Here is a 12714-nt window from a genome sequence, read left to right on the forward strand (position 1 = left end):
GTTCCCCTTTTTTTGATGCGCTTATGCCGTTGCATGGACCAGAGGCCGTCTGCCCGACCACGGGCGAGCCTCCTCAAGCTGAGCGGCAAGTTGAAACAGTGTTTCCTCGTCGTTGAAGCGGCCCGTAAATTGTGTGCCGACCGGGAGTCCAGCCGGTGTCCAATACATGGGCACGCTCATAGACGGCAGACCAGCCATATTGGCGAATGTGGTGAACGATAGGAACTGGAGGAACCGCTCCATGACCTCCTCACCGCCGTGAATGTCCGCATCGAAGTGCCCAAGCAATGGCGGCGGAGAGCCGAGTGTCGGTGTCAGCCAGAGATCGAAGTCGCCGAGGAAGTTCGCGATGGTCCGGCCGACACCATGAAACCAGTTGAGGTCTACCAAATAATCGGCCGCCGTGACCTTCGAGCCAACGCTGTACAGGTACTGGTTGAAGGACTCGACACCTGACGCGAGGCTTTCGGGCCCGACATTCCTGCTTCTGGCCAGAGCCGTGATGGCCCTGGTGGCGGTCATTGCCCAGAACCGCTTGTAGTAGGTGCGGTAGGTATCGCCATCCAGCTGCGGGATGGCTTCGACCACTTCATGTCCCAGGCTTTCGCACAGACGTGCGGTTTCGATCGTCGCCTTTGCGCACTCCGGATCTACATATGTGTCGAGCAGCGAGGTGGTGGTCACTGCAATCCTGAGCCGGCGCGGCTTTGATCGCAACGCGTCGATATAGCTGAGCTGTGGGGCGGGAGCAGTATAGGGATCTCCGGCCAAGGTCCCGCGGGTCGCATCCAGGAGAGCGGCGCTGTCACGGACGCTTATCGATAAAACATGTTCATTCACGATACCGCCTGTACTGTCCCCCAGATCCGGGCCGAGTGTGATCCTTCCTCGCGACGGCTTGAGGCCAAACAAGCCACAGCATGACGCCGGAATTCGAATCGAGCCCGCCCCGTCACCGCCATGGGCTGCCGGGACAATGCCAGCAGCCACGGCAGCGCCAGCGCCACCGCTCGATCCGCCGCTTGACCGCGAAATGTCCCATGGATTGCGGGTGGGCCCGAAGAGTTTCGGCTCTGTGGTCCCGAGGGTACCGAACTCGCAGAGATTGGTCTTGCCGAACGTACTGAGCCCGGCTTTGCGGTACCTGCGCATCAGTTCGCTGTCGTGGTCAGGCACAAAATCCCGTGTGATCTCCGAAGCACCCGTGGTTGGCACACCTGCCATGTGGCAATACAGGTCTTTGACGAGGAAGGGAGCGCCAGCAAAAACGCTGCTCTTATCTGCTCCCCGCGCTTCCCTGCGAGCCTCCTCATGCAGAGGCCGGATGATGGCGTTCAGTTGCGGGTTTGTCTTTTCGGTCCGTCTAATAGCCCCCTCCAGAAGCTCTTCGGCAGTCACCTGCCCTGCCTTGACGAGCGCCGCCTGGGCGCAGAGATCGAGTTTTGCAAGTTCATCCATCGTACACGCTCAATTCTTGAATTTAGAAACAGCGTCTTCGAGCGCCGCGGCAATACCGCCCACAAGCTCGTCGATCTGTGATGTTGTCATGATGAATGGCGGGCAGACGGAAATCACATCGCCCATGTTTCGGATCATGACGCCGTGTGCGCGGCAACGGCGCTCGACAAATGCGCCAACTTTGAGGGCTGGCTCAAACGCGGTCCTCGTCGACTTGTCGGCTACGAGTTCGATCCCGGCGAGAAAGCCTGCGCCGCGAATTTCACCTACAAAGGGGCTACCAGCGATCGCGGTCGGAAGCTTCGCGAAAAGATAACGGCCGAGTTCCCGGGAGCGCGCGGGGATATCCATTTCACGGTACGTACGGAGCACCTCGGCGGCCACAGCCGCCGTTACGGGGTGACCGGAATACGTGAAACCGTGTCCGAAAACCCCAATGCGATCGGCCTCGTCGGCAATTGCCTGATAAACGTGATCTCCGATCACTGCTGCGGCGATAGGGACATAGCCCGAGGACAGGCCCTTCGCGATGGACATCATGTCGGGTACGAAACCGAAGCTCTCGCACCCGAACCAGTTTCCACTGCGTCCGAAGCCGCAGACCACCTCGTCCGAGAGAAGGAGAATGTCATGGCGCTTGAGGACTTCGCTGACGCGCGGAAAATACCCGGGAGGAGGCGTAACGACTCCGCCTGCTCCCATGACCGGTTCAGCGATCATGGCGGCTATGGTTTCGGGTCCCTCTGCGGTAATCAGGCTCTCTAGGTCTACAATCAGGCGATCGCAGTAAGCTTCCTCCGATTCGCCCGGCATACCGTGTTTGTAGAAGTGTGGCTTCTCCGCGTAGATAACGTTCAAACCTGGCAGATTGAAGCTCTCGTGCATGTGCGGCAGGCCGCCGAGTGCTGCTCCCATCACGGTACTGCCGTGGAAAGCGCCCTTTCTGCTGATGATCTTACGTTTGGATGGTTTTCCCCGGGCGATGTTATAGTACCAGGCCAGCTTGACCATCGTGTCATTGGCTTCCGAGCCTGAGTTGACCAGGAATACCCTGCTCCCTGGAATTGGCGAAAGCTCGGCGATCTGCTCAACCACGTCAGCGCAAGGATCATTCGAGCGATGATTGAACGTATGGTAGGTCGCCAGCGTCTTCATCTGTGTGGCCGCCACTTCTGCCAAACGCTCGTTTTCGAAGCCGAGCGATGCACACCAAAGCCCACCCATACCTTCCAGATATCGGTTGCCGAGCTCGTCGACGACATAGCAGCCCTCCCCTTTGCTGATCATCAACGGGCCGTCAATCTCCTGACGACGGGGATTGGTCTGCGAGTGAAAATGGTACGCCATATCGCGTGACCTGAGCGAATTTAGCACGATAGCCTCCAAAGCATTCTTGTTTTTTATAACTTATAAGTTATCAGATGGAGTTGGCAACTGCTGTTGTTGGCTTTGGGATAAAATTCGTAATCTAAGGTACACGGCAGGATTATAAGATATAAGTGGCTAGTCGCAGCGTTCGGTTCAGGAATGCAAGCAGTAGGGATTAGGAGTTGAGACGATGAGTGTTATGGACATGCAGCCGGGGGAGATGGGGAGCCTGTCTGCCAGGATTTATGCCAAGCTGCGTGAGGGTTTGATTGTGGGGAGTTTTGCTCCTGGCGAGCGGCTTTTGATGCAGGAGCTCGCGGAAAGGCTCGGCACAAGTGTCACCCCTGTGCGTGAAGCGTGCTTGCGTCTTGTGAGCGAGCAGGCATTCGAGCTCCGTTCGGGCCGGTTTGTCGTTGTCCCGGAACTCAGTCAAGATCGTTATGTCCAGATAAAAGTGATACGTACTGCGCTTGAGGGCCTTGCTGCTGAACTTGCGGTAGAAAATGTTTCAGCCGCAGACATCGAACAGCTAAAGAACTTCCACGAAGCTTTTGTCGCGAGCGAGAAGTCTGATGACTTCGAGGCTGCAAGATCGGCAAACAGGTCGTTCCATTTCGGTGTCTATCGCCTTTCACAAATGCCGATGCTCATCTCGCAAATCGAGACAATGTGGGTGTCTATGGGACCGATCCTCAATGTCTATTATCGCGAGATCCCACACGATTACGTTGGCGCGGAAGAGCATGAGCACCTCCTGGAAGCTCTTCGGTTGAAGAACAAGAAGAAGGCCAGGGCGGCAATCGAGAATGATATTACGCGGGCATCAACAAGCTTTCTGCGATATTTCCAGGAGCGGGAGCTGGTTTAGCTCCCGTTAACTTGGTCCTCAATTTGCAACTTCAGCAACACGCGGCGTGCGCAAGCCTGCCGTCTCACCGCCATCGACTGTGATGACCGTTCCATTTACGTAGCTTGAGTGGTCAGAGAGAAGCCATGCGACCACATCCGCGACCTCCTCCGGCGTTCCGAAACGGTTCGCTGGAATACGCAGCTCAAGCTGCTTTTTCCTCAGTGGATCAGCGATGATCTTGTTCATCATTCGTGTCGCGATCTGTCCAGGGCACACGGCATTGAAGCGCACTTCTTCCCCGAACTCGAGAGCCAGCGCTTCAGTCATTCCGATGACGGCAGCTTTCGACGCGCAATAGACTGCCAGTCCCTCCTCGCCCGTTTTCCCGGCGATGCTGGCGATGTTGACAACCGAGCCCCTCCCCTTCCTCAAACCCGCTAGAGCGTGGCGCGTGAAGAGGAACGCGCTGCGCGCATTAACCGCAAGAACCTCATCCCAGTCAGCCTGTGTTGCCACAGAAAATGAAATGCGTTTTGACATTCCCGCATTGTTGACAAGACCTGAAAGACTTCCACCACCTAGCTCGAGAGCATACTCGACAACCTTTCTGCAGTCATTTTCCTCACTGACATCACCCGGGACAAAAACGACAGTCGCGTTTGCTTCGGCAAGTTCTGCGCCGGCGACAGCGTCTCTACCGGTTGCAAGTACCTGTCTTCCTGCTGCTGCAAGTGTTTCGACACAAGCCCGTCCAATCCCGTGCGTGGCTCCGGTTACGATGATCATTTACCAATTACTCCGACTTATTCTGCGGGTTCGCATGAGCGGCCGCGCGTTTCCGAACAAGAGCTCCCCCACTCATCAGGATGATCGAGATGATGACGAGCAGCGTCGACATTGCCAGGATGGATGGGTCGATGTTGTCCCTCAGACCGTCAAACATCTGCCGCGGCAGGGTTTTCTGTCCAGGACCACTGATGAAGAGGGCGACTACCACCTCATCGAACGAAAAGACAAAAGCAAACAGCGCACCCGACACGACGCCGGGGGCGATCAGGGGAAGTGTCACAGTACGAAATGCGTAAAAAGGCGATGCACCCAGGCTTGCCGCTGCTCGGACAAGGTTCATATCAAAGTTCTTCAGTGTGGCGGTAACGGTGATCACGACAAAGGGTACCGCAAGCACGGCGTGAGCCAATACAAGGCCCAGGAAAGAAGCGACGAGGCCCAGTTTCGCGAAGAAGAAGTACATTCCGACGCCGCTAATCACGACGGGGACGATCATCGGAGAGATAATGACGGCGAGAATCGTCGATCGGGCGGGAAGATGTCCTCTTGAGAGACCGAGAGCTGCCACAGTGCCGAGGACCGTTGCGACTGCAGTCGCGCCCGCGCCGATGATGAGGCTGTTCAGCAGCGCAGCCATCCATGGCTGCGGCTGCAAGATTTTGTAGTACCACTGCAGCGAGAAGCCGGGTAGCGGATACGAAAGAAAGTTCGCCGAACTGAAAGAGATCGGGATGATTGCGAAGGTCGGCCCAATCAGGAAAACCATCGCGAAAAGACAAAACCCAATCTGTAAGCGTCTGATGTTGGCAGGCATGACTCACTCCATTCCAACGATCCGGTCGATACCGACGATCCTGCCGACTATGATGTACAGCGCCAGAATGCAGCTCAAAAGAAGGACGCCGAGTGCGGCCGACATGCCCCAGTTGATTGTCGTGTTCGCATAGAAGGCGACAAAATAGCTGAGCATTTGGTCCGACGCGCCGCCAACCAGTGTCGGTGTGACATAATATCCTGCTGCGATGATGAATGTCAGGAGACAACCAGCACCGACGCCGGGCAGCGTAAGCGGGAGATATACTCTGAGGAATGTTGTCAACGGCCCTGCCCCCAGAGATGATGATGCGCGCACGAAGGTCGGCGAGATACCCTTCATGACGCTGATAAGCGGTAGCACCATGAACGGCAGCAGGATGTGGACCATTGCAATATAAAGACCGGTTCTGTTGAACACGAGCTCAAGCGGGGCGTCCGTCAAACCAAGTGCCTGTAACACGCGATTGACTATCCCTTCCTTCTGAAGAATGACGATCCAGGCACTCGTTCTCACCAGAAGCGAGGTCCAGAACGGCAACAGAACGCAAGCCAGCAGGATGGCCGAGAATCGTCCCCCCACAGAAACGACTGCATTGGCTATTGGGTAGGCAAGGAGAACGCAGATGAGCGTGACGACGGTGCTAATGACCAGTGTTCTCATCAGCGTGGAAAGGAAGAGCCGCTCTTCCGGAGGAGCGAGCTTGGCACCTCCTTCGTCTCCAGGTCTAAGATCGACAGCAGACAGCAGATAGAATGCCGTCAATGCGGACCCGTTCCGCTTGATTACCCTCCAGTAGGCAGGATCGTTCCATTGTTCGTCGATAGCCGATAAGTGCTGCTGCGCTACTGTTATTTCGGCGTTGCGAACGTTGCGAACTGTCTTGGCAAGGAGACTGCGGAAGCCAGTTATCTCGTAGTTCAGACGACGGCCAGCTTCGGCAAGAACGTTCGGCGGAACATCGGATTTTATGTCAGCAACAAGCGCGTCGAAGGCCGCCGCGGGTGGAGGACCTGATCCATCCCATGTTTTCAATACTTCCAGTGTTTGCGGCAGTGCGTTGCGGACCTCGGGGTTGTTCACCGCATAGAACAGCATGGTTCCCAGCGGTAGAACGAATGCGAAGACGATGAACGCAACGAGCGGTCCGATCAGCATGACCGAGATCAGTCTCTGCCTTTTTCGGTCGGCTCGAAAACCAGCCGCGAGCGCTGACGCGCATGCGGGCTGGGCGGCGGCAGCCCCGGAGGACTGCCGCACTGCCAATTCGGATGTCACTGAGCCCGCCATGTTGCGAACCTCGCCTCAAGAGCTTCACCATTGTCCGCCCAGAACTCGGTGTTGAGGCCGACAGCGGTTTTCAGATTTTCCTCGGTGGTGGGAAGGTCTTTCGCCAGCTCAGGCTTGACGTTCGAGATGGCTTTCTTGTTCGTCACTCCGTAGGTGATATACTGCGGGAAGGCGGATTGCGCGGTGTCGGTGGATGCGAAAGCAATGAACTTTTCAGCGTTTTCCCGGTTGGCGCTTCCCTTCACGATGCCCCAGTAGTCAATGCCGTAAACTTGACCATCCCAGAGAAGGGCAAAGTTTTTGCCCGTTGCGTTCGCGGCCGACACACGGCCGTTGAAGGTTGCTGTTGCCGCAACGTCACCAGACGCCAGACGCTCCAGCGACTCTGCTCCAGACGTCCACCAGATTATGTCCGATTTGATCTCATCGAGCTTGGCGAAGGCACGATCCTGACCGGCTTTGGTCGACAGAACATCGTAAACCTCCCCAGCGGGAACGCCGTCTGCAAGCAGAGCGATCTCAAGCGTCATCTTGGCAGTTTGTCTGAAACCTCGCTTGCCAGGCCACTTTTGAGTATTCCAAAAGTCTGCCCAGTTCTTCGGCCCATCAGCGAGCTTGGACTTGTCATAGCTTGGAACCATGGACCAGACGAAAGCGCCAACTCCGCACTCGCTGTAAGCTTCAGGAATGAAGTCTTCCTGATTACCGATCCTGGTCCAGTCGAGTTTTTCAAACAGGCCTTCAGCGCATCCTGACAGCAGAGTGTTCTGTTCGACCTGCATGACGTCCCAGGAAACGCTTCCACTTGCCACCATTGCACGAACCTTGGCCATCTGACCTGAATACGAGTCTTCGGTGACGGCGACCCCTGAGGACTTGGCGAAGGGCTCGAAGAAAGCCTTCCGCTCCGCGTCCTGGAGAACGCCGCCAGCTCCCACGACCGTCAGATTGCCGGGCTCGGCCAGGCTCATCGACGAGACGCCAAGGCCGGCGAGCAAAACCAGCCCCCCAATGAAATCGCGATAGTGCATGAGACCTCTCCTCCTCATTGTGCCACCCACCTATTGAACCGCTGCTGCAGCTCCTCTTCGTGATCCACCCAGAACGGCGTGCTCAACGCGAGCGCACCGGCCATGTTCTTTTCGGCTGTCGGCAGCTGCGGTGCGATATCTGCGGAAATGCTGGACGTCGCCTTCGCGTTGGTGACGCCGTAGACCATCTTTTCGGCGAAAGCCTTCTGCGGCTCTGGGCTGGTCATATACGCGACAAGGTCGAAAGCCTTGTCACTGTTCCCGCCCTTGGGGATGGCCCAGAAGTCCATCGCGTAAAGCTGGTTGGTCCAGGACATCCTGAAATGCTTGCCCTGCTGGTTGGCGGCGATGACGCGGCCGTTGTAGGCGGAAGTCATCGCGACCTCGCCCGAGGCGAGCCATTCCATCGGCTGCGCGCCGCTCTCCCACCACTGGATGTTGGGCTTCAACTGATCGAGCTTGGCGAATGCCCTGTCCTGCCCTTCCTTCGTCGCCAGGACCTTGTACAGTTCCTCAGGCTTCACCCCGTCGGCGAGCAGCGCGATCTCGATCGTCATGCGAGCCTGTTTGCGCAGTCCGCGCTTGCCCGGCCACTTCTTAACGTCCCAGAAGTCCGCCCAGGATATGACGCCGGTGGTCTTGTCCCCGTCATATGCGAGGATTTTCGACCAGACAAAGGCCCCCACCCCGCAGTCCGACTTGGCCGGACCGATGATGTCTGCTGAATTCGGCAGGCTCTTCCAGTCGAACGTCTCGAGAAGGCCCTGGTCGCACGCCAGGATCATCTCGTTCTCGTCCATCTGCACGACGTCCCACGTCGTCGTGCCGGTCTCCACCATCGCCTTCACCTTGGCGATGCCTCCCGTGTACGACTCCTCGAGAAGAGGCGCGCCGGACTTCTTTTCGTAAGGCTTGAAGAGCGTCTCGCGCATAGCCTCCTGAGTTGCGCCGCCGAAGCCAACGACCGTGAGATCGCGGGCGAGTGTCGGTGTCGCCGCCGCGAGGCAAGCGACCGTGGCCATCAATGTTATAAACCGGTTTCTCATTGGTTCCCCTTTTTTGAGATAAGGTTTTGTCGTTATGCGGCGGCTGACCTCGCAAGATCAGCCATGGTGGCGTCGATGAGCTCGAGGGTGTCGTCCAACACCGTTTGATCGTGACTGAGCGACAGGTAGAGGCGCTTGAGCTGGAGGGGCTGGAAAATCTGCCGGCCCGTGATCAGGGCCCGGCGGAACCGCATGTCGAGCTCGTTGTCGTTCCGTAGGAGGTCGGCATACTCCTTGAACTCGCCCTCGAAGAAGTACACGAGCCAGACGGAACCGAAGCCCGCGGTCTGGGCCCTGATGCCGTGCCGCGCGATGATTTCGTCGATCTGCTTGCGGAGATAGCTGCCACGGTCGAAAAGGCGGTCGTAGACGCCCGGCTTCGACAACTCCTGGACGGTGGCCTTGACGGCGGCCATAGAGGAAGGGGTGCCGTTGAAGGTACCTCCCATGAAGACCGCTCCCTCGCCGGTCCGGCCCACGCGTTCCATGATGTCCCGGCGGCCGGCAACCAACCCGATCGGATAGCCGCTGGTGGCAGCCTTGCCGAAGGTGGCGAGGTCGGGCGTGATGCCGACGATCGACTGGTATCCGCCGAGAGCGTGCCGGAACCCGGTGATCACCTCATCGAAGATCAGGATCACGCCGTTTTCGGAGGTGATCCTCCTCAGATCGCGCAGGAACTGGTTCTGAGCGACGACCGCTCCCATGTTGTGCGCGATCGGCTCGATGATGACAGCGGCCACCTCGCCCGGATTGGCCCGGATGTATTCCTCCACCGCCGTGGCGTCGTTGTAGGGAAGTATCTTGGTGTAACGTGCCGCGTCGTACAAGATACCGTCGGACATGGGGTCGAAAGCGTCGATCATCTGCCGGCTGGACTGCCCGTTCATTGCGACGTAGTCATGCCAGCCGTGGTAGCCGCCCTGGAACTTGATGATCTGCTTGCGCCCGGTATAGGCGCGGGCCAGGCGCAGGGCGTGATACGTGGCTTCCGATCCGCTGCTGCAGAAGGCGACCTGGTCGGCGCATGGAATGGCCTTCACGAGGAGCTCGGCGACCTCGACCTCAAGTTCGAGAACTCCGGCCCCGACCAGATCAAGGCTCTCGCCGACTCTAGCAATGGCCCGGGAGATCGCGGGGTTTCTGTGCCCGAGAACGTTTGCACCGAAGGCGCAGTGGTAGTCGGTGTATCGGGTGCCATCGGCATCGTACAGGTACGGGCCATCGGCCCTGGCAAACGCGATCGGCGATCCGAGGCGTCGGCTGGGGCTGAGAAGACCGCCGGGTATAACCGCCTCGGCGCGGCTTGCGATCAGTTCGTTGTTGCTTGCCATCAAGCCCCTCCCCCGATGTTTTCGAGAACCACCGCGCGGATCCCGTCGGCGTCGAGGCGGTAGTGCCTGTAGAGGTGCGTGGGCGGAGCGATCAGGCTGTACTCGTCCCGGATGCCGTGACGTACGAGGCGGGCCCCTTTCCCCTTCTCTGCGAGAACCTCGGCAACAGCGCCACCCAGACCGCCGAGGATGTTGTGTTCTTCGACAGTGAGGATGATTTTCGAGCGCGCCGATGCCTCTATGATGGCTTCCTCGTCCAGAGGCTTGATCGAGTGCATGTCGATCAGGCCCACGGAATGACCGGCGGCGCTGAGCTCCTCCATCGCCTTTTTCGCACCGTGGACCGGGTAGCCCGCGGCGATAATGGTGACGTCGTCGCCAATCCCGTGAACCACGGCCTTCCCGAGCTGGAAGTCCATGCCGTTTTCGTACACGACAGGATCGTGACCGCGGTGGATGCGGAAGTAAATCGGAAGAGGGTAATCGACCGTTGCCTTGAGGGCGGCCGCCAGTGCGGGTCCGTCCGCCGTGGAAACGACAGCGAGATTGGCGATGCTCCTGGTGATCGCGATGTCTTCGGTCGCGTGATGGGACGTGCCATAGAACCCAAGCGAGATGCCTGTGTGGTGACCGATGAGACGGACAGGCTGCTTGCAGTAGGCGACGTCCATCCGGATTTGCTCGCAGCAGAGAAGAGCCAGGAACGAGGCGAACGTGGCAACGTAGGGAATGACTCCGGTCGTCGCCATTCCGGCGGCTGCCGAGACCATGTTCTGCTCGGAGATGCCGAACTGCACGAACCTCTCGGGAAAACGCCTGGCGAACTCGTTCAGGCCATTCGAGTACTGGAGGTCGGCTGTTCCGGCCATTACCGGATGGCCGGCTTCTGCCAGCTCGATCAGCGCGTTCGACAGCGTCGGCAGCGACGGTGCGCGACGGTTCACTTCGCGGTATTGCCACGAGTCCTTGGAAATCAGCTGGTTCATTAGGAAATCACCGTGTTGAGAATGGTTTCGCGGGCGTTGTCTTCGTCTTCCGCGCCGAGGTACCCTAGGTGCCAACCGGGCTCGGTCTCCATGTAATCGATGCCCTTGCCCTTCACCGTCTGCGCTATGATGCAGCAGGGCCTGGCCCGCCCGGTGTCCGCCTTCACCTGTCGGAGAAGCGTCGTGAGGGCATGGACGTCGTGCCCGTCGACGGTGTGGACCTCCCATCCAAAAGCCCGCCACTTCTCGTCCAGCGGTTCCACGGCGAGGACATCGTCAACTTTTCCATCGAGCTGGTAACCGTTTCGGTCGATGATAGCGACGAGGTTGGAGAGGCCGTGACTGGAAGCGGAAAGCGCGGCCTCCCAGACCTGGCCCTCCTGCATTTCACCGTCCCCTAGAAGTACGAACGCGTTGAAGTCCCGCTTCTGGAAGCGCGCGCCGAGAAGCATTCCGACGCCGTTTGAGAGGGCATGACCGATCGAACCGGAACTGAAGTCCACGCCCGGCACCTTCGTCATGTCAGGGTGATCGCCAAGCGGGCTTCCAAGACGGGTATAGGTGTCCAGCCAGCTCGGATCGAAGAAGCCGAGGTCGGCGAGGATAGGGAACAATCCGACAGCGGCATGACCCTTCCCCATCAGAAACCGGTCACGGTCCGGCCAGGCGGGCTCGCCCTTTCTGATGTTCATCACGTCATAGTAGAGCGCCGCGAATATCTCGGCGCACGAAAACACCGAGGTGTAGTGACCTACCTTGGCGATCGAGATCAGCCGAATCGTCTCAAGCCGGACGAACTGGGCGCGTTCGCGCAAAAGCTCCACCTTGGCTTCAGACAATGGGTCATCGTCGCGGCCCATCGTTGGATGGCCGCCATAAATATTTAACATTGTCACGGATATACTCCCGTTGCTCCCTAACTTATAAGTTATAAGATATAGAGAATCGAGATAAAGGCAACATGGATTTTTTGACAACGTGACAGGTCGATAAAATCGAACGTAACAGATCAAATTATGCAGCTTTTATCGAATGTTGAAAAAGCAGATGTTGTCTCCATCGAATTCAGCCATCCCAATGGAGCAAAGCAAATGACCAAGGTACTCGTCCTCTACTACTCGTCCTACGGCCACATCGAGACGATGGCAGGCTCGATCGCAGAAGGCGCAAGAAGCGCCGGCGCCGAAGTAACAATCAAGCGTGTCCCGGAAACTGTTCCGCTCGAAATCGCCGAAAAGGCTCACTTCAAGATCAACCAGGAAGCCCCCATTGCGACAGTGGCCGAACTGGCGGATTATGATGCAATTATCGTCGGTACCGGCACACGTTTCGGGCGGATGTCGTCGCAGATGGCGGCCTTCCTCGACCAGGCCGGTGGCCTGTGGGCACGGGGTGCTCTCAACGGCAAGGTGGGCGCTGCTTTCGCATCGACCGGCACACAGCACGGCGGCCAGGAAACCACCCTGTTCTCGATCATCACCAACCTCATGCACTTTGGCATGATCATCGTCGGCCTGCCCTATAGCCATCAGGGACAGATGAGCAGTGAAGAAATTGTCGGCGGCGCTCCTTACGGGGCAACGACAGTTGCCGGTGGCGACGGGTCGCGCCAGCCTTCGCAGATCGATCTCGCCGGTGCCTTCCACCAGGGCGAGATCGTCGCCCGCACTGCGGCCGCTCTTGTCGCTGCGCGCAACTAAACCCGCCTAAATCACTCTTAAAATTCAGCTCCAACCAGACCAGCCGAT

12 protein-coding genes are annotated in these 12714 nt (G+C 58.2%); 2 read left to right on the forward strand and 10 right to left on the reverse strand.

Going from position 1 to position 12714, the window contains the following annotated elements:
• Nucleotides 1-21: 21 nt before the first annotated feature.
• Together N7578_RS00610 and N7578_RS00615 are read right to left on the reverse strand one after the other, a co-directional pair.
• Nucleotides 22-1458 (reverse strand): amidase, encoded by a 1437-nt coding sequence (locus N7578_RS00610; protein ID WP_311108393.1) that lies wholly within the window; start codon nt 1456-1458, stop codon nt 22-24.
• A gap of 9 nt (nt 1459-1467) precedes the next feature.
• Nucleotides 1468-2832, reverse strand: a complete 1365-nt coding sequence (locus tag N7578_RS00615; RefSeq protein WP_311108394.1) for an aminotransferase — start codon at nt 2830-2832, stop codon at nt 1468-1470.
• A 184-nt stretch (nt 2833-3016) separates the two neighbouring features.
• On the opposite strand from N7578_RS00615, the gene N7578_RS00620 reads away from it, so the two are divergent.
• Nucleotides 3017-3694: a GntR family transcriptional regulator gene (locus tag N7578_RS00620; protein WP_311108395.1), complete on the forward strand. Its 678-nt coding sequence runs from the start codon at nt 3017-3019 to the stop codon at nt 3692-3694.
• 18 nt (nt 3695-3712) lie between these two features.
• Here N7578_RS00620 and N7578_RS00625 read toward each other — a convergent pair whose 3' ends face one another.
• From N7578_RS00625 to N7578_RS00660, 8 genes are read right to left on the reverse strand one after another with little or no spacing between them, the layout of a single operon-like run.
• The gene (locus tag N7578_RS00625; protein ID WP_311108396.1) at nt 3713-4462 is read right to left on the reverse strand and encodes an SDR family oxidoreductase; all 750 of its coding nucleotides are present in this window, start codon (nt 4460-4462) and stop codon (nt 3713-3715) included.
• A 7-nt stretch (nt 4463-4469) separates the two neighbouring features.
• Nucleotides 4470-5279, reverse strand: a complete 810-nt coding sequence (locus N7578_RS00630; protein WP_311108397.1) for an ABC transporter permease — start codon at nt 5277-5279, stop codon at nt 4470-4472.
• 3 nt (nt 5280-5282) lie between these two features.
• A complete protein-coding gene (locus N7578_RS00635; RefSeq protein WP_311108398.1) occupies nt 5283-6557 on the reverse strand; it encodes an ABC transporter permease in 1275 nt (424 codons plus the stop codon).
• Nucleotides 6554-7600 (reverse strand): ABC transporter substrate-binding protein, encoded by a 1047-nt coding sequence (locus N7578_RS00640; RefSeq protein WP_311108399.1) that lies wholly within the window; start codon nt 7598-7600, stop codon nt 6554-6556. The genes N7578_RS00635 and N7578_RS00640 overlap by 4 nt, the downstream gene beginning before the upstream one ends.
• 14 nt (nt 7601-7614) lie before the next feature.
• Entirely contained in the window at nt 7615-8646 is a 1032-nt protein-coding gene (locus tag N7578_RS00645) for an ABC transporter substrate-binding protein (RefSeq protein ID WP_311108400.1), read from the reverse strand.
• A gap of 32 nt (nt 8647-8678) precedes the next feature.
• On the reverse strand, nt 8679-9980 hold the full coding sequence (locus N7578_RS00650; protein WP_311108401.1) for an aspartate aminotransferase family protein: 1302 nt from the start codon (nt 9978-9980) through the stop codon (nt 8679-8681).
• Nucleotides 9980-10966, reverse strand: a complete 987-nt coding sequence (locus N7578_RS00655; protein ID WP_311108402.1) for a transketolase C-terminal domain-containing protein — start codon at nt 10964-10966, stop codon at nt 9980-9982. Before N7578_RS00655 ends, N7578_RS00650 begins: the two co-directional genes overlap by 1 nt.
• Entirely contained in the window at nt 10966-11826 is an 861-nt protein-coding gene (locus tag N7578_RS00660) for a transketolase (protein WP_311110015.1), read from the reverse strand. The genes N7578_RS00655 and N7578_RS00660 overlap by 1 nt, the downstream gene beginning before the upstream one ends.
• A 231-nt stretch (nt 11827-12057) precedes the next feature.
• Between N7578_RS00660 and wrbA the strand changes: the two genes are divergently transcribed.
• Nucleotides 12058-12666: an NAD(P)H:quinone oxidoreductase gene (gene wrbA, locus N7578_RS00665; protein ID WP_112682974.1), complete on the forward strand. Its 609-nt coding sequence runs from the start codon at nt 12058-12060 to the stop codon at nt 12664-12666.
• Nucleotides 12667-12714 lie beyond the last annotated feature (48 nt).

It is taken from the genome of Agrobacterium tumefaciens (assembly GCF_031801495.1).
GTDB classification, from domain to species: Bacteria; Pseudomonadota; Alphaproteobacteria; order Rhizobiales; family Rhizobiaceae; genus Agrobacterium; species Agrobacterium tumefaciens_K.

Coding starts and splice junctions, on each gene's coding strand:
- N7578_RS00655 (WP_311108402.1), bottom strand. CDS start 10,966: ATGAACCAGCTGATTTCCAAGGACTCGTGGCAATACCGCGAAGTGAAC.
- wrbA (WP_112682974.1), top strand. CDS start 12,058: ATGACCAAGGTACTCGTCCTCTACTACTCGTCCTACGGCCACATCGAG.
- N7578_RS00660 (WP_311110015.1), bottom strand. CDS start 11,826: ATGGGCCGCGACGATGACCCATTGTCTGAAGCCAAGGTGGAGCTTTTG.
- N7578_RS00640 (WP_311108399.1), bottom strand. CDS start 7,600: ATGCACTATCGCGATTTCATTGGGGGGCTGGTTTTGCTCGCCGGCCTT.
- N7578_RS00645 (WP_311108400.1), bottom strand. CDS start 8,646: ATGAGAAACCGGTTTATAACATTGATGGCCACGGTCGCTTGCCTCGCG.
- N7578_RS00650 (WP_311108401.1), bottom strand. CDS start 9,980: ATGGCAAGCAACAACGAACTGATCGCAAGCCGCGCCGAGGCGGTTATA.
- N7578_RS00620 (WP_311108395.1), top strand. CDS start 3,017: ATGAGTGTTATGGACATGCAGCCGGGGGAGATGGGGAGCCTGTCTGCC.
- N7578_RS00630 (WP_311108397.1), bottom strand. CDS start 5,279: ATGCCTGCCAACATCAGACGCTTACAGATTGGGTTTTGTCTTTTCGCG.
- N7578_RS00625 (WP_311108396.1), bottom strand. CDS start 4,462: ATGATCATCGTAACCGGAGCCACGCACGGGATTGGACGGGCTTGTGTC.
- N7578_RS00610 (WP_311108393.1), bottom strand. CDS start 1,458: ATGGATGAACTTGCAAAACTCGATCTCTGCGCCCAGGCGGCGCTCGTC.